Raw genomic sequence first — 25,786 nt, 5'->3', positions numbered from 1 at the left:
ATTTGAAGTTAAACATTGGGTCACTTAATAAAAGTACCTAATTGATGAGGCAGAAATGAGCGACGTTACTACCGCTGAATATAACGAAGATGGTAAATATCTTCGTAAGATTAGAAGTTTTGTTTTGAGAGAAGGGCGCCTAACCAAAGGCCAAGCTCAAGCAATTGAATCACACTGGCCAGCAATGGGGTTAGATTACACTCCAGAGCCAATTAATCTTACTGAAGTATTTAACCGTGAAGCTGATACCGTTTTAGAAATTGGTTTTGGCATGGGTGCTTCTTTAGTTGAAATGGCGCAAGCTGCTCCTGAACTGAATTATATTGGTATAGAAGTTCACAAACCTGGCGTTGGTGCTTGTCTTGTTGATGCGGGTAAAGCTGAAGTGACTAACCTTCGTGTTTATCATCATGATGCGATGGAAGTGCTTGAAAACAGTATTGCTGACGGGTCATTGAGCCGAGTACAGTTATTCTTTCCTGATCCATGGCATAAAAAACGTCACCACAAACGTCGTATTGTTCAAGCTGAATTTGCTGCGCTTATTCGCCGTAAACTTAAAATTGGCGGTGTTTTCCATATGGCAACAGACTGGGAAAACTACAGTGAGCATATGCTAGAAGTGATGACAGCAGCTGAAGGTTATAAAAATCAATCTGAGACTAATACAGTCGTTGAACGTCCTGAACATCGCCCATTAACAAAATTTGAAGCTCGTGGTCACCGTTTAGGCCATGGCGTTTGGGATTTAATGTTTGAAAAAGTCAGCTAAATTTATTAAAACATAAGCTTAGCTTCTGAATTAATATAATAATTTATAATCGTACAACACTAACTAGGATAAAAACATGGCTAAGAATCGTAATCGCCGTCTACGTAAAAAGCTTCGCGTTGATGAGTTCCAAGAACTTGGTTTTGATATCAATTGGACATTCGATGACGCTATTTCAGAAGCGGATATTGATAAAGCCGTTGATGAGTTTATCGATGAAGTTATTTTACCGCGTGAGCTAGGCTTCCACGGTGGCGGACACAAAATGTGGGAAGGTATTATTGCCACTCAGCAAATCGGCAAATGTACCGAAGAAGATGTTGCAGCTGTAAAAGCCTTTTGGGAAGCGAAGAAAGTACCTCAACTTGAAGTCAGTGCGTTATACGACATCTGGTGGGGCTAATTAAGCCAATGCCTGAGCAAATTTTGCTTGAACAAGTGGTCGACAAAGTTCGGCCACTTATTGGTTCTGGAAAGGTAGCAAATTACATTCCTGCTTTGGGGAGTGTTGATCCTAATAAAATTGCGATTGCTGTAACGACTGCTGATGGACAAACCATTGGAGCAGGCGATTACCTTGAGCCGTTTTCAATTCAAAGTATTTCTAAAGTCTTTAGTTTGACGCTGGCACTTAGCTTATACACCGAAGATGAAATTTGGATCAGAGTAGGCAAAGAGCCATCTGGTCAATCTTTTAATTCACTGGTCCAAGTTGAGTTAGAGCGCGGGATCCCTCGTAATCCCTTTATCAATGCAGGCGCATTAGTGATTGCAGACTTAATTCAAGCCAGACAAAGCGCACCCAAGCACCGTATGCTTGAAGAAGTCAGAAAACTCAGTGGCAATTCACACATTTGTTTTGATAAAAATGTCGCCAACTCAGAATTTAAATTTAGTGCTAGAAATGCCTCTATTGCCTACTTGATGAAATCATTTGGTAATTTTGATGGTAATGTCGATACGGTATTAAAAAACTATTTTCATTATTGCTCACTTAAAATGAATTGTGCTGATTTGTCTAAAGCCATGTTCTATTTGGCTAATCGCGGCAAGACACTTCAAAATGAACAACTTGTTACCCCTGTACAAACAAGGCAGCTGAATGCGTTGTTAGCAACATCTGGTTTGTATGATGGTGCGGGTGAATTTGCTTATCGCGTTGGTATGCCGGGTAAAAGTGGTGTTGGTGGCGGAATTATTGCTGTTATTCCTGGTGATATGTCTATTTGTGTTTGGTCTCCAGAGTTAGACCAAAACGGAAATTCATTGGCGGGTACGCGTATGCTGGAGCACTTATCACAGGCTTTGGGGCGTTCAATCTTTTAGTGCTTTGATTTCATTTTTACTGCTATTGCTCCGCTCCTTCTGTTTATTTTTAGTGAAAATTAGCAAAGAGTGAAAAACACCACTTTGTTGGTTATTTCACTTATTGTCGGTTAACTTCATAATTCCTTTCTTTGTCTATAACGTCGCCTAGTTCACTTTAATCTTTGAAAATAAAGGTTTTTTAAATGTTGGCATGGGCTGTGCTTTATCTAATTTAAGTTTAATCGTAATAAACGGTTTAATTATCAAATTTGAAAATTCAGTCTACAACTTAATGACTGTGTTTTATTTACAGCAAGGGAAGAGCTAATGAAAACTCAAACTAATTTCACCAACGGATTAATTAAAGGTCTTGCTTTATCAGGTCTTATTTTTACTGCCGGAGCAATCACGCCTGCTATGGCAAAGCTGTCACTAGATGACGAGCAATGTAATGTCACTCTTAACTATGATGTGACTGTCGAACCTAAGAAGCTGTTAATCAGCGAAAAGGGCGAAGAGCTATATCGAGTTGAAATGGGTGAGCTTTATGTCGAAGGTAGCAAGATAGATTTAGATAATAAGCAACGCAACTTATTAACCAATTACTCAGAAGAGTTATCTCAACAAGTTCCTGAAATTATCGATTTAGTGAATGAAGTTGTAATACTAGCAACGGATGCTGTGAGCCTAGCACTTACGCCAATTTTTGGTGATGCAACAGGCGCCAAATTAGATGAGCTGTTAGCAGGCATTCAAACTCGTATTGATGAAGCGGCCTATCAACAAGGTGACAAGTTTTATTTAGGCGCTACGGAATCTTCAATTGAAGAAGCATTTAATGAAGATTTTGAACAAGAAATGGAAGCCATGATTAAGAATTCAATGGGTAGCTTTATGATGGCTTTAGGCGCCGAAATGATGTCATCTGAAGGTGGAAGTTTTGAAGAGAAAATGGAAGCATTTTCTACCAAAATGGAAAGAGTAGGTGAAGACATTGAATTGCAAATAGCAGATCAGTCTGAGGCTATTGAAGCGAAAGCTGAAAAGATTTGTGCTGACTTTGAAGAGCTTATGGTGCTTGAATCTGAAGTTCGTCAATCGATTCCTGAACTTGCTTCATACCAACTTGCAACATTGGATAATACCCAATACGAATAAGTTTACTTGAGTGTTAATTGGTTGAATTGAATTTTATATATAAGTATCAGTATTTGATTTAACTAATAGGTAATTGATTAGGTTGTTCACCGCTAGCGCAATTTGATGTGACTTATTTGATTATCTTGATTGTTCAATTTCTAGCATTGTCAAAATGCACCTGACCTTCCCCTGCATTCATATGCAGGGGCTTTTTCGTTTAAAAAGCCTTTAAAATGTTAATTCAACTACACTTCTGTTGAAGATATGATTTGTTCTGATAAAAAAATTGTATATTATAAATATAGAGCCATATGTAATTTTTTTGGTATACTCCATAAATTAAAAGACTGCATCGCTAATCCTATTAACTTATTGTTTTAGTTTTGATTGGCTATACAGGATAACGGACTATCACAATTTAATTTCTTTTTTGGTCAATCGTGCATATATTTTTGCACTGCTATATCGGTTAAATCTTGTTCGGTATTGTTTCGGATAAGTTACAGTGATTGGCATTCCAAAAACTATTTTTAATGTCGTAAACAGCTTAAGGCGACTCCCATGTTAGAACTGTTAGAACCTATTGCTATTTTTACTCATGTTGCCCGCGCTGGTAGTTTCAGTGCCGCAGCCAGAAGATTGAGTATATCTAAGTCGAAAGTAAGTACTCAGGTTGCTGATCTTGAACATAAACTTGGGGTTCAACTGATTCAACGTACTACACGTAGTCTGAGTCTGACAGAAGCAGGTAACTTGCTTTATATTCAAGGTGAAGAGTTGCTTCGTGATGCTGAACAAGCTGTCGCAAGTGTACATAATTTAAATGATGCGACCCGTGGTGTATTGAAAGTGGGTATTTCTCAATCTTTCGGTACCATGCACATCATTCCGGCTTTACCTGAGTTTATGGCTAAACACCCTGAGCTTGAGTTACAAGTCAGCTTACTTGATCACAAGGTTGATGTAGTCAGCGAAGGCTTAGATTTATTATTAACTATGTCAGAGCAATTACCTTTAGGTATGGTTGCTCGTCCATTGATGAAGTGTCAGTTCTTACTTGCAGCATCGCCAGAGTACATCGCTCAAAATGGCACCATTTCTCGTCCTGAACAGCTGGTTGATCATAACTGTCTTGTATATCAAGGTGAGTGGCATGAACACAGCATGTGGCAGTTCAAGAAAGGTGATGATTACTGCGAAATCGGTGTGTCAGGTAACTTCCGTGTAGACAATGCACCAGCACTTAAATCAGCAGCGGTTAGCGGGTTAGGTATTGCATATTTAGCAAGTTACTTATTGGAAGATGAGATTGAACAAGGCACTTTAGTACCATTGTTACCAGATTGGCAGTTAACGAATAACTTGCCTCTACAAGCCGTTTATCCACGCCGTAAGCATCTTGCACCTAAGGTGAGCTCATTCATCGACTTCATTAAAGGCCATATTGGTAGTACTCCATACTGGGACACTAAATATGACCATTTATACAAATTGCGTAAATAATTACCAGTTTAAGTCGTCAATGACGTAAGAATATATGGAAACATTGTTCAAAATTTAAAACAAAACCGCACCTTTAAGTGCGGTTTTTTTATTTGTTCAATTTAAACAATGGTTTAATTGTTTGTGATTAAAAATTGTCCAGCAAGGTTTTGTCTTTAAATTAAAACAATTTCATTCTCGCATCTTGAACTATGTTCTGAAATCAATACAATAGATTTCAGTTGATTCGGAATGGTTTGAGTCACGCATCTTGTTGAGAAATGACCCCTTTTCGACTTTTTGTGCAAATCAGCAACTTCGCAAATTTTGAATCACTGCTGGCAACGGTTTTAAAACTAGAACAATGCCGGCTTTGAAACCATCATCCTAGTTTATATTGGTTTACCCCAGACATAGTGCTGGGGTTATTTTTGCCTGAAATTCACTCAACCGCTTTTTTGTTCCTGCTTGCTTATTCGCTTCAGTCGTTTCTTATTGTCATTGCTTATTGTCATTTCTTATTAATAGCGTATTAGTCAAAATAAAATTTAGGCATAAAAAAACCACTGAGCTCAGTGGTTTTTTGTTTTTATAAGGGGGGTTATGCAGCGTTAGTGGCTTTAACCCAGTCATTGACCTTCGTTTCTAGAATATCTAGCGGCAAAGGACCATTCTCAAGAATGAGAGTGTGGAATTGACGAATATCGAATTTGTTACCTAACTGCTTCTTCGCATTCTCACGTAGCTCTAAAATCTTAATCATTCCCACTTTGTAAGCAGTTGCTTGACCTGGCATGACGATATGACGTTCAACCATTTTCACTGCATCAGACTCTGCGTTTGGCGTATTATCAACATAGTACTGAATACCTTGCTCACGGGTCCATTTTTCTGAATGGATACCAGTGTCTACCACTAGACGACATGCGCGCCAAAGTTCCATTGCTAAGCGGCCGAAGTCAGAGTATGGGTCGGCATATAAGCCCATCTCTTTAGGGAAGTATTCAGTGTATAAGCCCCAACCTTCAATATAGGCAGTATAACCGCCGTACTTTCTGAACTTAGGAATACCTTCTAGTTCTTGTGCAATAGCAATTTGCATATGATGTCCTGGAATACCTTCATGGTAAGCTAATGCTTCCATTTGGTAAGTCGGCATCGCTTTCATATCATATAGATTAGCGTAGTAGGTACCAGGTTGTGATCCATCTGGTGCAGGTTGATTGTAAAACGCTTTACCCGCTGATTTTTCACGGAAGGCTTCGACTTGTTTTACTACTAATTTAGCTTTTGGTTTGATATTGAATACTTCGTCTAAACGAGACTCCATGTTATCAATTAATGCTTTGGCTTCTGACATGTAACGGCTCTTGCCTTCATCAGTTGCTGGGTAGTAGAACTGGTCGTCATCACGCATAAATGCCATGAATTCTTGTAAGTCACCATCAAATTTAACTGTCTTCATGATTTCGCGCATTTCGTCATGAATACGGGCAACTTCAGATAAACCTAACTGATGAATTGTTTCTGAGCTCATGTCTGTTGTAGTGACACGGCTTAAACGTAAATTGAAAAAGTCATCACCTTCAGGCAGTTTCCAAACACCATCACGAGTATCGGCTTTTTTCTCAAGTTCATTAAGATAAGCGATAAGATCGGTATAGGCTGGTTGAACACTGTCAACGAGGGCTTTTTTAGCTGCAGCAAGTAATTCATCTTTTTTAGCTTGAGGCGCATCTAAGGCAGTAACCTTTTTGTTGATGTCAGCCCACAGAGTGCTCTTTTCTTCAGTGTCGCTAAAAGGAGCGCCAGTAATAATATTTTCACTGTCTGAAATGACATATGGGAAAACAAACTTAGGTGCGATTACGCCTTTATCAGCACGAAGCTTTAAAGCATCAACTAACTGCTTACTAGCATGCTTAACGCCATTTAAACGACTGATATAAGCTTCAGCATCGCTAACGCTTGATACTTGGTGTTGATTAATCAAGAATGTCGCGATAAAAGTATGGCTGCCGTACATTTGGTTAACTGGATAGGTATGGTAACGCCATTTATCATCAGCAATGTCTTGTTCTAACCCTTGTTTCATTAGGTTAAAACTTAATGCAGTTTGAACATCAAGTTTACTGACATCAATTGATTCGAGTTGTTTAAGGTGTTTTTTAGTACGCTCTAATGCTTCATCATCAGCTTTATCACTGAAATCACCCCATTTGTCGTAATCAGTTTTAATACGCATGTAGGTTTGTGAGATAGGGCTAGCCATAACATTTTCCATGAAAATGTTTTCAAATAATTCATTGGCTTTTTCTGATTCCGTTGTGGCTTTTTTAGTGGTTTCAGTTGCGCTTTTAACTGCATGGTTGTCCGTTCCATGGGCCAAAGCAGAGGTAGATAATAAGCTAGATAATGCAACGGCTATTATTGTCGTTTTAGTTTTTAGTAGCATAGTGGGTTTCCGTAAACGAGGGATAGAAGTAAGCGTTTATTAATATTGATTGATATCCTAATAGAGCAAAGCGAAAAAGGGTAAAGTGAAATGTTAGCAATTGTGTATTAAATGTTGCTTAAAGCTTGCGGTTTATTAGATTCAGTATTGCTGCGAGCATTAAAAAGCCACCGACTTGGTTCAAGTGGTGGCTATTAGGCACTATTTGCTGAACTTATACTGTAATGAGTTTTTAAATGAATTACCCAATGAGTTACTGACTGAATTAATCTATAAATTGCGATAATAAGTCATTGACGAACATGTGGCCTTTAGATGTTAACTGCCAATGGTTCTCTGATTCAGTTAATAAGCCTCTTGAGATAGATTTATTTATTCCATCAGTAAGCACATCTGCAGATAAACCGGTGCGTTGCTCAAACTCAACTTTAGGGATCGGCGTCATCAGTCGCAACCTGTTCATCAAATATTCAAGCGCTCTATCTTCTGGGAGTACTTCTGAGGTTTCAAAAGTGTAGTCTTCAGTATTTAAGTAGCCCTTAGGGTGTTTGATTTTTACAGTACGGGTAATCACATCTTTTTCAGGTTGGGTGATTTTACCGTGAGCGCCACAGCCAATGCCAAGGTAGTCACCAAACTGCCAGTAATTTAAATTATGACGGCATTGAAACCCTGGTTTGGCATAAGCCGAGATTTCATATTGTTGGTAACCTAATGCCGCAAGTTTCTTTTGGCCTTGTTCATAAATGTGCCAAAGGTTTTCATCGTCAGGGAGTTGTGGCGGTTTTGAGTGAAAAAGCGTATTGGGTTCAATAGTGAGTTGATACCAAGAAAGGTGAGGTGGCATTAACTCTGCTGCAGTATCAATATCCGCCATTGCCTCATCAAAGCTTTGATTTGGTAGGCCATGCATGAGATCAAGGTTAAAACTGTTATAGCCTGATTTTGATGCAGTATTAGCAGCAGTGACAGCTTCGTTTTCATCATGAATGCGGCCAAGTAAATTGAGCTTATCTTTAGAAAAACTTTGTACGCCAATAGATAAACGCGTTACGCCTGCTGCTTGATAGGCGGCAAAATCATCATGCTCTAAAGTGCCAGGGTTGGCCTCCATGGTGATTTCAATATCATCTTCAAAACCAATAGCTTTTCTAGCGCCGTCAAGAATGACCTTTATTTGTTTGGCATCAAACAATGAAGGCGTACCACCACCAATAAAAATGCTGTGCAGCTTACGGTTTTGAACATAACCTAAGTCATTGTGTAAATCTTGCAGTAAGGCTTCGACATATTGAGCTTGAGGTAATTCACCTTGCTGACCATGGGAGTTAAAATCGCAATAAGGGCACTTTTGCACACACCAAGGTATATGAATATAAAGGCTAAGTGGTGGTAGGGTTAACATAATGCTTAGATGATCCCTTTAGCTTTAAGTGCATCAGCCAATAAATTCAATGCTAAACCACGGTGGCTTAGTTGATTTTTTTGTTCACTACTTAGCTCTGCCGCTGAGCAATCAAAACCTTCAGGAATGAAAACAGGATCATAGCCATGACCTTGCTCGCCTTGAGGTACAGTGCCGATTTTTCCTTCCCAAGCTGCTTGGCAAACAATCGGGGTTGGATCTTTAGCATGACGCATATAAACCAATACACATTGGAAACGTGCATTACGCTCGGTTTGGCCTTCGAGTGCATTGAGTAATTTTAGGTATCTGTCTTTTTCTGTCGCATCTTCTCCGCCATATCGAGCAGAGTATATTCCTGGAGCTCCTTGAAGCGCATCAACTTCTAAACCTGAATCATCCGCAATGGCTGCTTTTCCGGTTATTTCTGCTGCGTGTCTTGCTTTGATGATGGCATTTTCAATAAAGGTTGTTCCTGTTTCAGCCACTTCAGGTACATTGAATTGGTTTTGTGGCAATACTTGGATATTAAATTGTGACAACATTTGGTCAAATTCTTTAAGTTTACCTTTGTTACCGCTGGCTAAAACAATTTGCTGCATGGGAATACCTTAGTGGATGGAAAATGGTACTTGAAAATTTGGCTAATGATACCTAAGCGTTTAGCTGATAGATAGCTCAAAAGATGATAATAGGTGATGGTTTATGGACTGATAAAAATAAAGCCAATCATACTAGAATTGGCTTTGTAGAATGTTTTTGCTGCACGTTTCTGATTATTCAACGTAAAATTTTTGCTTAAATTTAAGTGCTGTATTGAGTTTATTCCCATGCTTAATGGCAATGTTGAAATTGATTTCTTGGTCGTCACGGTATGGTACTTGGGCAATATAATAAATGGCTTTGCCCTCACGGATTTCTTTAAAATCTAATGTAATTCTTGCATCAAGTAAGTTGTTCGCCACACCTGAGATTTCAATTGCTACAGGCGGGTTACCCTCTTTACTGGTATCTAATACTGCAATATTTACGATGCCATTATAATTGCTTCGTTCAATACCGTAGGTTTTTGCAATACTTGGGGTGATAAATGTGCTGCTTAATGCCATGTAATGGATATCAAAGTTACCTACTTGCTGTTTTTGTTCTGCTTGGGCGGTATTTGATAGTCCGAGTGACAGGCCTAAAACAACCAATAAACTTAAAATGATAGTGCGAAACATAATCGTGATCCTTGATCGACTCTTGCAAGAGGTGATTCACTAATGGAGTGTAGACCTAAGTATAGAGAATTTTAATCAAACTCACCTTATTTTCATACAAAACTAAGTAAGTTTAATGAGTAAACTTTGAATTTATTGCTTTACAGTAAGTGAGATAATTCAATAGGAATTTGTTTAGGCATGGATATTTGGACTTGTTTATGCCGACCTTGAAGGCCTTTTAAGATTACGACATCCGCTTTAGGAACTTTGAAGGCTTTAGCTAAATATTTAATCAAATGGCTATTGGCTTTACCGTCGATTGGCGGTGCAGTAATAGCAATTTTTAACTCATCGCCATGCAGACCGATGATCTTATCTCGACTGCTTAGGCTGAATATAAAGATTCAGCAACAAATCGTTCTGTTGCTGAATGATTGCACTCATTATGGTTAATCCCAGTTTGAAGGGTTAAACCGCATTCCAAAACGGAATATATTGCGCGAATAAAATATTGATAAAGTTCATCGCAATTAATACCAGCATGACTGATAAATCAAGTCCGCCCATTGGAGGAAGGATTTTACGAACAGGACGTAAAAACGGCTCTGTTAATTGGTCCATCACCATCACAATCGGATTATGTCCTTGATTAAACCAGCTTAGTAATGCGCGGATAATTAATACCCAGAACAGTAAAACACCTGCTTCTTTAATCACCGAAACTAAAGATAAAATCAGTAATGATACCGCATCGATTTTTAAATCAACCAGTAAAGATAAGGTCAAAAACTTCACCAAGACCACAATAAGTGCAAGTACGATTGATGCTGTATCAATGACACCAATGGAAGGTAAAACACGGCGCATAGGTGCAATAATAGGTTGAGTCGCTTTTACGATAAATTGACTAAATGGATTATAAAAGTCAGCTCTAGCAAGTTGAAGCCAAAAACGTAAAATTACCACCATAAGGTAAAGGTCAAAAACCGTGGTAACGAGAAATTGCATTGCATTCATTATTAAGTGCCTTGTTTGGTTGGTGCGTATAACATGTCATTAATAGTGACAGTGTCGCTGAATCCGTATAATTTTAAAATGTTTTTGCCATTTCTTCTGCTCGTTTTATGCAGTTCGTCATTGCTTGGTCAACTAACCCACGTAAATCGCCTTCTTCAAGCGTCTCAACTGCGCGAGCAGTCGTGCCACCTTTAGACATAACATTGGTGCGTAACTTCTCTAATGATAGCTGAGGGTTTTGCACGACCATTTGCGCAGCACCTAATGCAGCTTGTTGAGCTAAAGCTCGAGCCGTTTGCTCATCAAGCCCTGTTTTAATGCCGTGTTGGATCATCGACTCAATAAACAAGAAAAAATATGCAGGTGAGCTGCCAGCTAACGCGATAACTTGATTAAGCTCATCTTCAGTTTTTACCCAAACAACTTCGCCACCGGTTTTCATTAAGGTTTCACAAATTTGTTTATGCTCAGCTGAGATTGAGTCGTCAGCAAATAATCCAGTCATGCCAACACCAATTTGGGTTGGTGTATTTGGCATAGTGCGAATAAGTTTAATTGGTTGCTTAAAGTAATCTTGATAACGCGCCGCAGGAATGCCTGCAGCGATAGTAACTAATAACTTATTGGATAAATCTAAATGACTTAGTTGCTCACACACCATTTGCATTAACTGCGGTTTTACGCTGAGTACTATCACATCTGCATCATCCGCAGCTGCAACATTGTCGTGAGAAACTTGAATACCAAAATCTGCTTTTAGCGCATCTAACTTGCCGACACTTGGGTTCGTTGCGTGAACTTTATCAGCAGGGTATCCGTTGGTCACTAAACCGCTAATGATAGCTCGCGGCATGTTGCCCGCACCGATAAAACATACTTTTGCTTGAGTCATAAGGTTAAATCACTTTTAATTTTATGTACTCGTTGAGTACGTGTAGGAGTCTTATATTTGGGCTTTCATGGCTCATTACAAGGCTGTCATTATAAATTATCCTTCATGAATAACAGCTTAAAAACATAGCCATCACTTGATAAAAGTGTGTACTTACATTTAAAGCTGACTTTTTAATTAGACGTTTCAAATCTATTAGTCGCTTCAAAATTATTAGTCACTTCAAAACTTAAGCTCTTGACCCAAATATCGCAGTGCCAATTCTGACCATGGTTGAACCGTGTTCAATAGCGATAGTTAAGTCGCTGCTCATGCCCATCGAAAGAGTGTCTACACTAAGGTATTGTTGTTTAAGTTCAAGATATAAGTTTTCAAGTTGAGCAAATTCTTGCCTTTGCAAGTTTACATCTTCAGTTGCTGTTGGAATTGCCATTAAGCCGCGCAAAGTAAGATGAGGTAACTTATCAATTATTTGTGCAAGATGATTAACCTCTTCAGAACTAACGCCAGATTTACTGGCTTCATTACTGACATTAACTTGGATACACACTTGCAGTGGTAATTTGTCATCAGGTCGTTGCTCATTAAGCCGTGTAGCAATTTTCTCGCGACTTAAGGTATGCATCCAATCAAAATGCTCAGCAATAATGCGTGACTTATTGGATTGCAGCGGGCCAATAAAATGCCATTCAATATCTGGGTGGCTTTGACTTAAGGCGATGACTTTTTCTTCGCCTTCTTGGACGTAGTTTTCACCAAAGCATCGCTGACCAGCCTCGTATGCCGCAATGATATCTTCAATGGGTTTAGTTTTACTTACCGCAAGAAGAGTGACTTCTTCACTGTTACGTGAACAATTTTGCGCCGCTTGAGCGATTTGGCTCTGGGCGATTGATATTCGGTCTGCTATTGTTGTCATATTGTTTTTATTTGTTTAAATGGATGTCATTGACCATGGAAATAACTGAGTTACTTGCCTTTAGTGTAAAGCACAATGCCTCGGATCTACACCTTTCAGCAGGCGTATCGCCAATGATCCGTGTAGATGGTGAAGTCAGAAAAATTAATTTACCTGCATTAGATCATCAAGCCGTGCACGGTTTAGTGTATGACATCATGAATGATAAACAACGTAAGGACTTTGAAGAACATTTAGAAATCGATTTCTCGTTTGAAGTACCTAACCTTGCGCGTTTTCGTGTGAATGCATTTAACCAATCTCGTGGTGCTGGTGCAGTGTTCCGTACCATTCCAAGTGAAATTTTATCATTAGAGCAACTTGGTGCTCCAGAAATCTTTAAGAAAATATCAAGTTTCCCCCGTGGCCTTGTATTGGTAACAGGCCCTACAGGTTCAGGTAAGTCGACCACGCTAGCGGCAATGGTTGATTATATTAACAATGAACGCCATGATCACATTTTGACCATCGAAGACCCAATAGAATTCGTACATCAAAACAAACAGTGTTTGGTTAACCAGCGTGAAGTCCATAAACACACTCATGGTTTTGATGCTGCTTTGCGTTCAGCACTTCGTGAAGATCCCGATGTAATTCTTGTGGGTGAGATGCGTGACCTTGAAACCATTCGATTAGCAATGACCGCAGCAGAAACCGGTCACTTAGTGTTTGGCACTTTGCATACCACCTCAGCGGCAAAAACCGTTGACCGTATTGTCGATGTATTCCCAGCCGGTGAAAAAGATATGGTACGAACCATGTTATCTGAATCACTTCAGGCAGTAATTTCACAAACTCTGATTAAGAAAGTGGGCGGAGGTCGAGTCGCTGCACATGAAATTATGATGGGGACACCGGCGATTCGTAACTTGATCCGTGAAGATAAAGTCGCACAAATGTACTCAGCAATTCAAACGGGTATGTCACATGGCATGCAAACCCTTGAGCAGTGTTTACAAAATTTAGTGAATCGCGGTTTAATTACCCGTGATGATGCAATGTCTAAGAGCTCGAATAAACAAGCTAACTTTTAAGGGTTAATTGAATGGATGTACGTCCTTTTTTAAAGGTCATGGTTGACCGAAAAGCCTCTGATTTATTTGTGACCGCGGGATTCCCGCCAAGTGCAAAAATTGATGGTGAGCTAAGACCGCTTTCTGAAACCAGTTTTAACCCAGAGCAGTCTTTGGATTTTGTTGAGTCTTTAATGACTGATGTGCAAAAACAAGAGTTTCATGACTCGCGTGAATGTAACTTTGCATTTGCAGCAAAAGATTTAGGTCGATTTCGTGTCAGTGCTTTTTGGCAACGTGAGTCTCCTGGCTGTGTTATGCGCCGCATTGAGACAAAAATACCTGAAGTTGATGATTTAAAGCTGCCACCAATCTTAAAAGACTTAGTCATGAGTAAACGTGGCTTGATTATTATGGTTGGTGGTACAGGTACTGGTAAGTCAACTTCATTGGCATCATTAGTGGGTTATCGAAATGCTCATGCTCGCGGCCACATTTTGACAATTGAAGACCCTGTAGAATTTGTTCACGACCATAGAAAAAGTATTATTACTCAACGTGAAGTTGGTATTGATACTGATTCTTTTGACGCTGCACTTAAAAGCTCACTGCGTCAGGCGCCAGATGTTATTTTGATTGGTGAGATCCGAACTCAAGAAACCATGGAGTTTGCGCTGGCGTTTGCTGAGACAGGTCACTTATGTATGGCAACCTTGCACGCCAACAATGCTAACCAAGCGTTAGATCGTATTATGCATTTGGTGCCAGAAAGTAAGCATAATCAATTACTGTTTGACTTATCGCTTAATTTACGTGGCATTGTAGCTCAGCAGCTTGTGGCTAAGTCTGATGGTTCAGGGCGTCGTGCAGCAATTGAAGTTTTGATTAACACCCCTCGTATTGCAAGTTTGATTGCGAAAAATGAGCTGCATTTACTTAAAGAAACCATGAGTAAATCTCGTGAGCAAGGAATGCAAACCTTTGACCAAGCCTTGCTGGATTTATATTTAGAAAAAGAAATCAGCTATGCAGATGCATTACACCATGCTGATTCTCCAAATGATTTACGCTTGATGATTAAACTGCAAACTAATGAAACAAGTGGTTCAGGCTTGATGGATGGCGTGACTTTAGATTTAGGTTAAATTGAGTCTTGACTAAAATTAGTCATATTAAGACTAGAATTAGCCTTAGTGAGATTAAGACCAGATAGTGAATAGCAGTATATAAAAACCAAAGTGGGTTCACTTTGGTTTTTTTATGGCTGTAACTTATATAGCTTTAACATTACTGTCTAGAAGCTGTGCCTAGAAGCTGTACTAGAAGCTGTACTAGAAGCTGTACTAGAAGCTGTGACTAGAAGATAAGGCTGGAAGTATTGAAGTGATTATTTACACTATCGATGATCTGCTTTTATAAGAACAACGTATAATCGATTATATGATTATGATTCGCAAAGTGATTGCTTTGCACATATGAACTTAAGCCGATACCCAAATTATTGGATAACAATCAAAGGGAACATTATGAAAAAGCTTCTATTAACCTCTAGCTTACTTGCTTTAACGAGCTCTTTTTTAGCACCTAGCGTATTTGCAAATAGCTGTCCTGATTATCTAAATGTAGAAGCCAGAAAATTACATTCTGATGAAGTCGTTGACTTGTGTGAGGTGACTAACGGTAAACCGGTATTGATTGTTAACACAGCTAGTAATTGCGGCTTTACGCCTCAGTTTGAAGCGTTAGAAGCACTGCATAAAGAATATGAAGATGACCTAGTGGTGATTGGTTTTCCATCTGATGATTTCTTTCAAGAAGAAGATGATGAAGCAAAAACTGCTGATGTTTGTTTCGTCAATTACGGCGTGACCTTTACTATGGTGTCAACATCAGCGGTTAGAGGAAGTGATGTTAACTCTGTATTCGCTTATTTGGGTGACAAGACAGCAGCACCTAAATGGAACTTTTACAAATACTTAGTCAGTGCAGATGGCGAAAGTGTGCAGCAATTCAACTCTCGAGTAAAACCGGATAGCGAAGAACTGAAAAAAGCGATAGAGTCAGTGCTATAAATTTTGCATCGTGAATAAAACTAATTATTTACAATCTAGCTATTTAGTGAGCAATACAAGCCTTGCACTTTAAATCAGTAATGATGAGAGCGAGTTATAATAATAGTGACTAATAATACTCACTAATAACAACTAGTAATAGTAACTAGCAATAGTAACTAATAACTAGTTTTGAGCATGCGACAGACTTTAGCATCTGAGTGAGTTTAATCGCTCACCCTGTGATGGAATTTTTCGGAGACAGTTTTGTATAAATTTTCTGGTTTAAGTAAAGAAGACGGCCACAAGTCACGCGGTAAAACTGGCGTGTTATTAATGAATTTAGGCACACCCGATGAACCTACACCATCAGCGGTTAGAAGGTATTTAGCTGAGTTTTTAGCTGATCCTCGTGTTGTAGAAATCCCCAAGCTAGTTTGGATGTGTATTCTGCACGGTATTATTTTACGTGTTCGTCCTGCAAAATCTGCAGCTTTATACAAAGAAGTGTGGGCTGAAGATGGTTCCCCTTTGATGGATATAAGTCTTAAACAACAAGGTAAATTAGCAAAGTTATTTGCTGATAATGATGTTGATGCATCGGTGCACTTATCAATGCGTTATGGTAATCCTTCAACGCCTTCTGTACTTCAAAAAATGCATAAAGATGGCATTGATAGAATCGTTGTTTTACCGCTTTATCCTCAATATGCTGCTCCTACAACAGCATCAGCATTTGACGCGATTGCAAAAGAGCTATGTAAGTGGCGCTATATTCCGGCACTGCACTTTATCAATACCTATCATGACGACCCAACCTTTATTGATGCGCTAGCTGAATCAATACAAGCGGATTTTGACCAGAATGGTAAACCTGAAAAACTGGTGTTGTCTTACCACGGCATGCCAGAACGTAATTTACATTTAGGCGATCCATATTATTGTTTTTGTGTAAAAACAACTCGTTTAGTGGTTGAAAAACTAGGTTTAGATGAAAAAGAATATGTGATGACGTTCCAGTCGCGCTTTGGCAAAGCTAAATGGTTGCAGCCATATACCGATGCGACAATGGAAGCATTACCAAAAGAAGGTGTGAATGACATTGCTGTCGTATGCCCAGCATTTAGCGCTGACTGCCTAGAAACACTTGAAGAGATTAAAGGTGAAAACCGAGAAGTGTTTGAACAAGCAGGTGGTAAGAAATTCCGTTATATCGAATGTTTAAATGATAATGATGCCCACATCAATATGATGGCAAATTTGGTTAAGCCTTACCTTTAAGTTTCTGAAGCCAAACATCTTAGGTTTTTTATTTAAAGCTTTGTATTTAAAGCTTTGTATCTAAAACTTTGTATTTAAAGCTTTATATCTAAAAGCTTGTATCTAAAGTCTAATATCTTAAATTAAAAAGGAGCCTAAATGGCTCCTTTTTTGTATTGAAATTTCTAGCTAAATTTTTTAATCGGCAAATTGATTTTCAAAGTAGCTCTCAATAATCAGTACAGCAGATACAGCATCCACTTGACCTTTTGTAAGCTTTTTGTAGCCGCCGAGCTCAAAAAGACGCGCTTTAGCATCAGTAGTAGTGAGCCTTTCATCCTGTGTCGCGACCTTTACTCCAAAGCGACCACTAATGCGGTTAGCAAACTTTCTCGCGCGCTGAGTCATCTCTTGCTCAGTGCCATCCATATTAAGCGGAAGGCCAACGACGACTAGATCAGGTTGCCATTCCTTAATGATTGCTTCAATGTCATCCCAGTTTGGAATGCCATCATTGGCTTTAATTGCAGAAACTGGCGCTGCGCTGGCTGTTACTTCTTGACCTACAGCCACTCCAATACTTTTAGTTCCAAAATCAAACCCTAAAACGGTTTTTGATTGCATATTTTTGCCTTTAAAAAAACCAGCTGATTAAAACCTAAATGACTGGCATAGAGAAATGTGGGATGCGAATGCATTGCAAGTCGCTAAAAAATAAAATGAGCAAGTAACTAAAATAAGTAACTAAAATGAGTAAATAAATAAGTAAATTACTAAAGGTTAAACAACACGTTTTAAACGTTATGAGTGGCCAACTTGAGAAGATATTTGCCAAATATCAAACCCTAACTTTTTCGTCGCCTCAGTCCATAGTTGCTCAACATCCTGACCGAAGAGTAACTCAGAAGTGGCAGGTATAGTTAACCATGTATTATCAGCTAGTTCTTGTTCAAGTTGATCTTTACTCCAGCCAGAGTAGCCAAGGGCAACGACAAATTGTTTTGGTGACGCTTTGGTTCCAAGTGAGTTTAGCACATCACGTGAAGTGGTTAACATACAAAAGTCACTGATTGACTCACTATTAACCCATTGCTCTTGTGGCGTATGTAGCACAAAGCCTCTATCTGTATCAACAGGTCCACCGAGTAAAACTGGACCTTCGAGATCCAAACTCAGTTCAGACTCATTAGTTAAGCCAATTTGATCCAGTAATTCATCAATAACAATATTGGTAGGGCGGTTAATCATCACACCCATTGCGCCTTTATCATTATGCTCGCAAATATAGATGACAGAGCGCTCGAAGAAAGTATCTTCTAATGAGGGCATAGCAATTAATAGATGACCTTGTAAGCTATCCATAAAAAATCCTTGTGCATATACGTAAGTTGGATGCTGTTCTAAGCAAGGTATACGTCCGATAAATCAATTGAGCGCAATATTAACCGCCAGCCAGCTTGACGGTGTAGTTTTGCTTTTCTAATAACGCTTTAATTTTATCACGGTCATCTGTTTGAACTTCAATATCAAAATCTTTGACAGTGCCGCCACAACCACACTGTTTTTTGAGTTTTTGGGCTAAAGCCTTAAGTTCTTTTGGTGCCAAACCCAAACCTTTTATAACACTGACCCCTTTTCCTTTACGGCCTTTACTGTCTTTATGGATCCTGACAATACCATCACCTTCAGGGGGAGAAGCCTCAACTTTGGGTTGTTCAATTTTACCGCCATCAGTGCTGTAAACTAAGGAAATATTTGGATCAATTCTCATAAAGTAACAAAAGTAAGAAAGTGTTAGTAATAGTTTAGCAAACTAAATGATGCTGCTAAAGAGAACGGTTCAGTAACTTTGAAATGATTTAGGATAAGATATATAAAACTCAATGAGTTATGTTTATTTTCTGAGGTACTCGTATTAAGCTTTCTGTAAATAACCAGAACTAGACACATTTTGTTTATATAATCAGTTGATGATTAAGGTTTACCTAGGTAAGCTAATTATTAATCAGAATATAATCATTAAATAGTAAATGAAAACAACTTGTTTGCTTGTTGCCATTTGGAGTTAATATGAAAAAGCTTTTCGTTGCTGCCGCCGTTTTAGCATTAAGTGCTTGTAGTACACTGAAGACCAGTAGTGACTACGATCCTGCCGTTTCATTTGATCAATACAAAAGCTTTGCTTGGGTAGAAAAGAAAAATGAAGATAGCACCTACCATCTCGATGGTTTAATGGACCAACGAGTGAGAGAAGCCGTTAATTCACAACTCACTCAAAAAGGTTTGTCAAAAGTCGAAGTAGAGCAAGCTGATTTACTGGTTAACTACCTGACCAAGGTCAATAAAAAGATTAATGTAGATACGTTTAATACCAATTACGGTTATTACCCATACTATGGCCGTCGTGGCTGGGGTGGTGCAGGTATGAACACTCAAACTACGGTTCGTGAGTACGAAGTAGGTACGTTGATTGTAGATTTAGTTGATAAGAAAACCGGCAACCTTGTATGGCGTGGCAGTGTAGCTGACACTATTCGTGATCAAAACACACCAGAAGAGCGCGTAGAAATCATCAATCATGCCATTGGTGAAGTGATGATGAACTTCCCGCCGAAGCCTGAAGTGAAATAAACCGTTTGTTACATCTTTTTTGGAAATGTTTTTAGTTAAATAGACTTGATGCTTTTAAAGATGTTTTATAAATGTTGCAACGGTGAGCCAGCTCATAAAGAGTTGGCTTTTTTATTGGAAAATTTTTTCTAATTTGTGAGTATTACATCAATTTTTATGATGCAAAGAGCGTTAGAGATATTTTGTGTATTAAATCTCATCAATTGATAAGCATAAACACTAAAAGCCATTTCTTTACACTTTCACCTTTGCTAAAATTACGAGTCTGGTGATAAAGGAAGTCACCATTGGATTATAAAAGAGTAGTTAAAGATGAAATCATGGTATCTGTTATATTGTAAGCCTCGTAACGAATTACGAGCACAACAAAATTTAGCCATGCAACAGATTGAAAGCTACTTACCTATCATTCAAGAAGAGAAAATATCTCAAGGAAAAACAAAGCTAGTTGAAGTTCCGCTATTCCCTTGTTATTTATTCATTTATTTTGACCCTACAGAAGTGAGTGTTAGCCGCATTCATTCAACTCGCGGTGCATCAAGAATAATTGGTTGTCGTGAAGATATGACTCCAATTGATGACAGGATCATACAAGGGATAAAAAATCGAGTTCAGCAGCATAAGCCTGAAATTGATAAAGGATTGCAAAGCGGGGATAAAGTGAAATTCACTGAAGGTCCTTTCGTTGATTTAGAAGCCATTTTCGAAGAAAAAAATGCAGAAAAACGCTGTTTTGTGTTGTTTAACATAATGGGACAGCAAAAAAGAATGTGTGTGGATAATACTAGCGTTGTAAAAATATAAAGCTTGGTAAGAAATTGCCCATAAATTTTGTGAGACATCAGCCATTGTTGCGGGACTGGTAAATACTATGACAGTTGCTGATGAATAGAAGCTAGATAATCAAGCTAAACAAATTCAGTTTCACATTAAAAATGCTTCATCAAATAAGCTATAGTACATCGCAAAATTGAGAGAACTTACTAAATGTGACTAATACTTAATGGTCATTTTTAGTAAGTTGTTTAATTAAAAAATGAATGCCGACTGTTCGGCGGGCAATATAGAAGCCGCAATCTATGGGCGGTAGCGTGCCTGAAAGGCATTGAATGAATAGTTTCATTCATTAAGCTACAAGCCGAAGGGAGTCCCGACCACCACGCGGATCGGTAGCGTGCCTGAAAGGCATTGAATGAATAGTTTCATTCATTAAGCTATAAGCCAAAGGAAGCCCTGACCGCCACGCGGAACGGTAGCATGCCTGAAAGGCATTGAATGAACAGTTTCATTTATTAAGTCAAATTCTTATGAAGTTAACCCGTAAGCCATTACTTGGAGATTTAAAGGTGTTTCAAAAAACGAAAAGTTTAGCCATTGCAGCAATGAGTGCTGTAATACTAATCAGTTTACCAGTGCAAGCTGTTACTCCCTCTCCTCAAATGATCGAGCAGTTCAAGTCATTACCAGCTTCTGAACAACAACGCTTAGCAAAGCAATACGGAGTTGATCTTACTCAGCTTAATGGTAGCAGCAGCGCTAACACTCCCATAGAAACACCACAAATTGTTAATGAAAGAAAAGATACCAATGAGGTTGTTGATCAATCAACTGATGATGAACTAAATCAAGAAACTAAAACAGAAGATCAAATAAAAGATCTTCAAGATGAAAAAAAACAGCAACTAAAACGTTTTGGATATGATCTTTTTGCTGGAGAACCAACGACGTTCGCACCTGTTTCTGATGCTCCTGTACCTGCAGAATATAAAGTTGGCCCTGGTGACACTATCAATGTGCAGCTATACGGAAAGGAGAGCAATCAGTACTCATTAACTGTAGGGCGTGATGGTGCAATCCAGTTTCCAAATTTAGGACCTATTTCTTTAGTCGGATTGTCTTTTAGCGAAGTTAAAAAGCTATTGAATGCCAAAATTAATGAAACCATGATTGGCATTAATGCCAGCATTTCAATGGGTGAATTGCGTTCGATTAGAATTTTTATAGCAGGCGACTCATATAAGCCGGGTTCTTACACGGTTTCTAGTCTATCTACTATTACACAAGCACTATTCGTATCTGGTGGCGTTAATGAGATTGGCTCTTTACGAAACATTCAAGTTAAACGAAATGGTAAAACTATTGGTTCGTTAGATTTGTATGACCTACTTTTGCGCGGCGATGCATCTGGTGATTTAAGACTACAATCTGGAGATGTTGTATTCATTCCTTCCTCTGTTGCAAATGTCAGTGTGATGGGAGAAGTTAGACGCCCTGCGATCTACGAGCTTAAAAATAATGAAACAATGGCTGATGTATTGCGCATGGCCAGTGGTTTAAATCCTGGAGCATACCCAAGAGCAAGTACGGTTGAGCGATACAGTAAGCAGGCTCAAAAAACCGTTTTAAGTGTCGATTTAACCACTGATTCTGGTTTAAATATCCCCGTTAAAAATGGTGATTTATTAAATGTAAGATCAGCAAGCTCACGAGTTGACAACGTAATCACTATTGCGGGTGCAGTAATCAGAGCAGGCAAATATCAGTGGACATCAGGAATAAGTATTTCTGACCTTTTACCCTCTATGTGGGGCGATTTGACCATTGAAGCAGATTTAGATTATAGCTTGTTGATCAGAGAGATTAATAAACGTGGTGATATTGAAGTGCACCGAATCTCATTAAGTAAAGCGATTAATCAAAAAGATTCTCAGCATGATTTAGTCTTACAACCAAGAGATACATTACTTGTTTTTGATTACGCTGATAGAGAAAAATTACTTGAGCCTGTACTTGAAAAAATAAAAACACAAAGCCGATATGGTGATGTTGCTAGAATAGTTGATATTAACGGAAATGTTCGCTTTCCTGGTCAATACCCTTTAACCGTGAATGCAGACATTCAAGAGCTATTAATTGCTGCAGGCGGCCTTGAAGAGGGCGCTTATACCTTAGCAGCAGAGTTAACGAGACAAAACGTTTCTGAAACTAGCGGTGTATCGATTGAACATATACAGCTGAGTTTAGATGAGGTTTCTAATAACGTAACTAGTTCTAATATTGCATTACAGAGCCGCGATATTTTAACTGTGCGTACACTCCCAGATTGGCAAGAAACTCGTTGGGTTGATATTAAAGGAGAAGTTAAGTTTCCTGGTACGTACAGTATTCAACGTGGAGAGTCATTAAAAGATGTCATAGCTCGAGCTGGCGGTTTAACCGATGATGCAGCACCAAGAAGTGCAGTCTTTTTACGAGAGTCGATTAAAGAAAAAGAACAAAGAGAACTGCAAATGCTGTCAAATGATTTGCGTCGTGAAATTGCAGCTAAAGCCTTAACTAAAGACGGTGGAGTGTTAAATTATAATGATGCTCAGCTCATGCTTAAAGAACTTGAGAATGTTGAAGTAGTTGGTCGTCTTGTCGTTGATATTACTGCTATCCAACTCGGAATCGAAGACGCTGATTTAGATTTAGAGTCTGCTGATAAACTTTATATTCCAGCTAAAAATCAGACCGTATCAGTTATGGGGCAAGTGCAGCACCCGAGTACTCATAGATACAAAAAAGGCATTACCTTTAGCCAATATATGGAACTTGCTGGCGGCCCACGTAAACGAGCTGATGATGGTAGAACATACATTATTAAAGCTGACGGTTCGGTTGATATGCCATCGAGTAATTTTTGGTTTGGTGCTAATGCTGAAATTGAAGCTGGTGACACAATTATCGTTCCACTTGATACTGAATATAAAGATAACTTAACGCTTTGGACTCAGGTGACAACGATTATCTACAATAGTGCGATTGCTGTTGCGACCATATCAACCCTGTAGAAAAGATTTGGCTTCTGATTACCAATAGTCTTGAGTAAGTGCTGTTGCTTAACTGCACTTACTTTTCTTTAAAAGTTAATAATGAGACAAGCGTTAAATGTCAAATGATATAGAAACATATAAACAAGATGCTCAGTTTTCTCAAAACACTAATGATGACGAAATTGATTTAAGAGAACTGTTTGCCGTTATTTGGCAAGGGAAATGGTTAATTATTGCTGTAACTGCTGTCTTTGCAGTTGGCTCTGTTTTATTTGCTTTAAGTCAGCCAAATACCTATAAATCAGAGGCATTGTTATCTCCAGCAGATTCAGAGCAAAGTGGCGGCTTATCAGCGCTCGCTGGTCAGTTTGGCGGCCTTGCTAGTATGGCGGGGATAAATTTAGGCGGCGGTGGCGGTGTTGATAAAACACAAATGGCTATCGAAGTGGCTAAATCTCGTCAATTCACTAGCGAGTTTATTCAAAAACATAAAATTCTCGCTGATTTGATGGCCGCAGAAAAGTGGAACATGGAAGCGGATTCTATATCATATGCCCCAGAATTATATGATGCTCAAAATCAAGAATGGGTGAGGAAAGTTGAGGCACCATTTAAACCTGAGCCATCAATGCAAGAGGCATTTAAAGAATTTAGTCAGTTAATATCAATAAGTACTGATAAAGAAACTGGCATGGTTAAAGTTGCTGTTGAGCATTTATCACCTACAGTTGCCCAGCAATGGGTCACATGGTTAATTGAAGATATTAATTTAGAGATGAAGCAACGAGATGTTGCCGAAGCTCAGCGCAGCACGGAATTTTTACAGAACCAAATTGCACAAACAAACGTGGCCGATATCCGTACTATTCTATATCAGTTAATCGAAGAGCAAACTAAAACTATTATGTTTGCTGAAGTGCGTGATGAATATGTATTTAAGACCATTGATCCAGCATTAGTGCCAGAAGAAAAAGCTGGCCCTAAACGAGCCTTGATTTGTGTATTAGGCACAATGTTAGGCGGCATGTTAGCGGTAATGATTGTTTTAATCAGGCATTTCGTTAGAAAAGAAGATTAAACAAAGAAAAGAAAAAAGAAAAAAAAGAGCCTATTGGGACTGTTTTAAGAAAAACAGTGAAACCGATGCTTTACAAGGGATAGCGGCGATACCGCTGTCTCAAAATGAATAAAAAGTGTCTCAGCTTGGTTTTAAAGGCTGAGAAAGAAAAGTGTAACTCTTCAGTATTTATCACTCAAAGATAACCATTTCTTGTGGTTAAATTCATCGATTTTGGTAGTAAAAAATGAAAATTCTTGTCACCGGTGGTGCAGGCTTTATTGGCTCTGCGGTAGTTCGTCATATTATCAAAAACACTCAAGATAGCGTTATTAATGTTGATAAATTAACTTACGCAGGCAATCTAGAATCATTAATTAGCATTGAAAATGACGCGCGTTATTCATTTGAGCAAGTTGATATTTGTGATGCTGTAGAACTTGAACGTATATTTAAAGAGCACAAACCTGACGCGGTGATGCATCTGGCGGCAGAGTCTCATGTAGATCGATCAATCACTGGTCCATCCGACTTCATTCAAACCAATATACTTGGCACTTATACCCTGCTTGAAGCCACTCGTGCATATTGGAACGAATTATCAGATGAAGCTAAAAAAGCATTTCGTTTTCATCATATCTCTACTGATGAAGTATATGGCGACTTACCTCATCCTGACGAGGTTCAAAGTGCAGATGAATTAACCTTATTCACTGAAACAACCCCATACGCGCCAAGTAGCCCTTATTCTGCGTCTAAAGCATCAAGTGACCATTTAGTACGTTCTTGGTTACGTACCTATGGTTTACCAACTATCGTCACCAACTGCTCTAATAACTACGGTCCATACCACTTCCCAGAAAAGCTGATCCCATTGGTTATTCTAAATGCGCTAGAAGGTAAGGATTTGCCTATTTATGGTAAAGGTGATCAAATTCGCGATTGGTTATATGTCGAAGATCACGCGCGTGCATTATATAAAGTGGTCACTGTAGGTAAAATTGGCGAAACCTATAATATTGGTGGTCACAATGAAAAGCAGAATATTGAAGTAGTCAAGACGATATGTTCTATTTTAGACGCATTAGTACCTAAAGATTCGGCTTATGCCGAGCAAATTACATATGTGACCGATAGACCAGGTCATGATCGCCGCTATGCAATCGATGCTACAAAAATGAGCAAAGAGCTAAATTGGGATCCTGAAGAAACTTTTGAAACCGGATTACGTAAAACTATCGAGTGGTATTTAAGTAATGAAACTTGGTGTAAGCATGTTCAAGATGGTAGTTATCAAAGAGAGCGTTTAGGCATTAATGCTTAAT

24 protein-coding genes and 1 pseudogene are annotated in these 25,786 nt (G+C 38.8%); 14 read left to right on the top strand and 11 right to left on the bottom strand.

The features are described from left to right. Positions 1 to 55: 55 nt before the first annotated feature. From trmB to AB4153_RS12175, 5 genes are all read left to right on the top strand, one after another. Positions 56 to 772, top strand: a complete 717-nt coding sequence (trmB, locus tag AB4153_RS12195) for a tRNA (guanosine(46)-N7)-methyltransferase TrmB (RefSeq protein ID WP_371997630.1) — start codon at positions 56 to 58, stop codon at positions 770 to 772. A 76-nt stretch (positions 773 to 848) separates the two neighbouring features. After that, positions 849 to 1,175, top strand: coding sequence for a 50S ribosome-binding protein YggL (locus tag AB4153_RS12190; protein WP_102528670.1), 327 nt, complete (start codon positions 849 to 851; stop codon positions 1,173 to 1,175). Positions 1,176 to 1,183: 8 nt separating this feature from the next. Then, the gene (gene glsB / locus AB4153_RS12185) at positions 1,184 to 2,098 is read left to right on the top strand and encodes a glutaminase B (protein ID WP_371997629.1); all 915 of its coding nucleotides are present in this window, start codon (positions 1,184 to 1,186) and stop codon (positions 2,096 to 2,098) included. A 309-nt stretch (positions 2,099 to 2,407) separates the two neighbouring features. Further along, positions 2,408 to 3,238 carry a YggN family protein gene (locus AB4153_RS12180; protein WP_371997628.1) on the top strand — a complete coding sequence of 277 codons (831 nt, stop codon included), beginning with the start codon at positions 2,408 to 2,410 and terminating at the stop codon, positions 3,236 to 3,238. 543 nt (positions 3,239 to 3,781) lie between these two features. Further along, on the top strand, positions 3,782 to 4,723 hold the full coding sequence (locus tag AB4153_RS12175) for a LysR family transcriptional regulator (protein ID WP_102528666.1): 942 nt from the start codon (positions 3,782 to 3,784) through the stop codon (positions 4,721 to 4,723). A 580-nt stretch (positions 4,724 to 5,303) separates the two neighbouring features. Here AB4153_RS12175 and AB4153_RS12170 read toward each other — a convergent pair. The 8 genes and pseudogenes from AB4153_RS12170 to AB4153_RS12135 all read right to left on the bottom strand — a co-directional run bounded on the left by AB4153_RS12170 (position 5,304) and on the right by AB4153_RS12135 (position 12,595). Further along, complete coding sequence (locus AB4153_RS12170) at positions 5,304 to 7,157, bottom strand: DUF885 family protein (protein WP_371997627.1); 1,854 nt, start codon at positions 7,155 to 7,157, stop codon at positions 5,304 to 5,306. A gap of 265 nt (positions 7,158 to 7,422) precedes the next feature. Then, entirely contained in the window at positions 7,423 to 8,562 is a 1,140-nt protein-coding gene (gene hemW, locus AB4153_RS12165; RefSeq protein ID WP_371997626.1) for a radical SAM family heme chaperone HemW, read from the bottom strand. A gap of 5 nt (positions 8,563 to 8,567) precedes the next feature. Beyond that, positions 8,568 to 9,164: an RdgB/HAM1 family non-canonical purine NTP pyrophosphatase gene (gene rdgB / locus AB4153_RS12160; RefSeq protein ID WP_102528663.1), complete on the bottom strand. Its 597-nt coding sequence runs from the start codon at positions 9,162 to 9,164 to the stop codon at positions 8,568 to 8,570. 174 nt (positions 9,165 to 9,338) lie between these two features. Next, positions 9,339 to 9,785 carry a DUF4426 domain-containing protein gene (locus tag AB4153_RS12155; RefSeq protein WP_102528662.1) on the bottom strand — a complete coding sequence of 149 codons (447 nt, stop codon included), beginning with the start codon at positions 9,783 to 9,785 and terminating at the stop codon, positions 9,339 to 9,341. A 140-nt stretch (positions 9,786 to 9,925) separates the two neighbouring features. Then, positions 9,926 to 10,211, bottom strand: a pseudogene (yggU, locus tag AB4153_RS12150) (DUF167 family protein YggU). 24 nt (positions 10,212 to 10,235) lie between these two features. Further along, positions 10,236 to 10,784, bottom strand: a complete 549-nt coding sequence (locus AB4153_RS12145; RefSeq protein ID WP_229367656.1) for a YggT family protein — start codon at positions 10,782 to 10,784, stop codon at positions 10,236 to 10,238. 73 nt (positions 10,785 to 10,857) lie between these two features. Continuing rightward, complete coding sequence (gene proC / locus AB4153_RS12140; RefSeq protein WP_153914034.1) at positions 10,858 to 11,676, bottom strand: pyrroline-5-carboxylate reductase; 819 nt, start codon at positions 11,674 to 11,676, stop codon at positions 10,858 to 10,860. Between the two features lie 229 nt (positions 11,677 to 11,905). Then, positions 11,906 to 12,595, bottom strand: coding sequence for a YggS family pyridoxal phosphate-dependent enzyme (locus AB4153_RS12135; RefSeq protein ID WP_371997624.1), 690 nt, complete (start codon positions 12,593 to 12,595; stop codon positions 11,906 to 11,908). A gap of 35 nt (positions 12,596 to 12,630) precedes the next feature. Here AB4153_RS12135 and AB4153_RS12130 point away from each other — a divergent pair, with 35 nt between their 5' ends. From AB4153_RS12130 to hemH, 4 genes are all read left to right on the top strand, one after another. Continuing rightward, positions 12,631 to 13,668, top strand: coding sequence for a type IV pilus twitching motility protein PilT (locus tag AB4153_RS12130; protein WP_102528657.1), 1,038 nt, complete (start codon positions 12,631 to 12,633; stop codon positions 13,666 to 13,668). Between the two features lie 11 nt (positions 13,669 to 13,679). After that, positions 13,680 to 14,792, top strand: coding sequence for a PilT/PilU family type 4a pilus ATPase (locus AB4153_RS12125; protein ID WP_102528656.1), 1,113 nt, complete (start codon positions 13,680 to 13,682; stop codon positions 14,790 to 14,792). A 381-nt stretch (positions 14,793 to 15,173) separates the two neighbouring features. Further along, positions 15,174 to 15,719: a glutathione peroxidase gene (locus AB4153_RS12120; RefSeq protein ID WP_229367648.1), complete on the top strand. Its 546-nt coding sequence runs from the start codon at positions 15,174 to 15,176 to the stop codon at positions 15,717 to 15,719. A gap of 246 nt (positions 15,720 to 15,965) precedes the next feature. Beyond that, entirely contained in the window at positions 15,966 to 16,979 is a 1,014-nt protein-coding gene (gene hemH / locus AB4153_RS12115) for a ferrochelatase (protein ID WP_371997621.1), read from the top strand. A gap of 177 nt (positions 16,980 to 17,156) precedes the next feature. On the opposite strand, the gene ruvX is transcribed toward hemH, so the two are convergent. The 3 genes from ruvX to yciH all read right to left on the bottom strand — a co-directional run bounded on the left by ruvX (position 17,157) and on the right by yciH (position 18,729). Beyond that, entirely contained in the window at positions 17,157 to 17,582 is a 426-nt protein-coding gene (gene ruvX / locus AB4153_RS12110) for a Holliday junction resolvase RuvX (protein ID WP_371997620.1), read from the bottom strand. Between the two features lie 177 nt (positions 17,583 to 17,759). Then, positions 17,760 to 18,320, bottom strand: coding sequence for a YqgE/AlgH family protein (locus AB4153_RS12105; protein ID WP_102528652.1), 561 nt, complete (start codon positions 18,318 to 18,320; stop codon positions 17,760 to 17,762). Positions 18,321 to 18,399: 79 nt separating this feature from the next. Next, positions 18,400 to 18,729, bottom strand: a complete 330-nt coding sequence (gene yciH / locus AB4153_RS12100) for a stress response translation initiation inhibitor YciH (protein WP_102528651.1) — start codon at positions 18,727 to 18,729, stop codon at positions 18,400 to 18,402. Positions 18,730 to 19,028: 299 nt separating this feature from the next. Here yciH and AB4153_RS12095 point away from each other — a divergent pair, with 299 nt between their 5' ends. The 5 genes from AB4153_RS12095 to rfbB all read left to right on the top strand — a co-directional run bounded on the left by AB4153_RS12095 (position 19,029) and on the right by rfbB (position 25,785). After that, on the top strand, positions 19,029 to 19,589 hold the full coding sequence (locus AB4153_RS12095; protein WP_371997618.1) for a DUF4136 domain-containing protein: 561 nt from the start codon (positions 19,029 to 19,031) through the stop codon (positions 19,587 to 19,589). Between the two features lie 312 nt (positions 19,590 to 19,901). Next, positions 19,902 to 20,393: a transcription/translation regulatory transformer protein RfaH gene (rfaH, locus tag AB4153_RS12090; RefSeq protein ID WP_371997616.1), complete on the top strand. Its 492-nt coding sequence runs from the start codon at positions 19,902 to 19,904 to the stop codon at positions 20,391 to 20,393. 542 nt (positions 20,394 to 20,935) lie between these two features. Next, on the top strand, positions 20,936 to 23,422 hold the full coding sequence (locus AB4153_RS12085; RefSeq protein ID WP_408019744.1) for an SLBB domain-containing protein: 2,487 nt from the start codon (positions 20,936 to 20,938) through the stop codon (positions 23,420 to 23,422). A gap of 97 nt (positions 23,423 to 23,519) precedes the next feature. After that, positions 23,520 to 24,482 (top strand): Wzz/FepE/Etk N-terminal domain-containing protein, encoded by a 963-nt coding sequence (locus AB4153_RS12080; RefSeq protein WP_371997613.1) that lies wholly within the window; start codon positions 23,520 to 23,522, stop codon positions 24,480 to 24,482. Between the two features lie 226 nt (positions 24,483 to 24,708). Next, complete coding sequence (rfbB, locus tag AB4153_RS12075; protein ID WP_371997611.1) at positions 24,709 to 25,785, top strand: dTDP-glucose 4,6-dehydratase; 1,077 nt, start codon at positions 24,709 to 24,711, stop codon at positions 25,783 to 25,785. Position 25,786 lies beyond the last annotated feature (1 nt).

Origin of the sequence: Shewanella sp. 10N.286.52.E4, assembly GCF_041468785.1 — a bacterium.
Lineage (GTDB): Bacteria > Pseudomonadota > Gammaproteobacteria > Enterobacterales > Shewanellaceae > Shewanella > Shewanella electrodiphila.
This window is presented reverse-complemented; position numbering and strand designations above follow the sequence as displayed.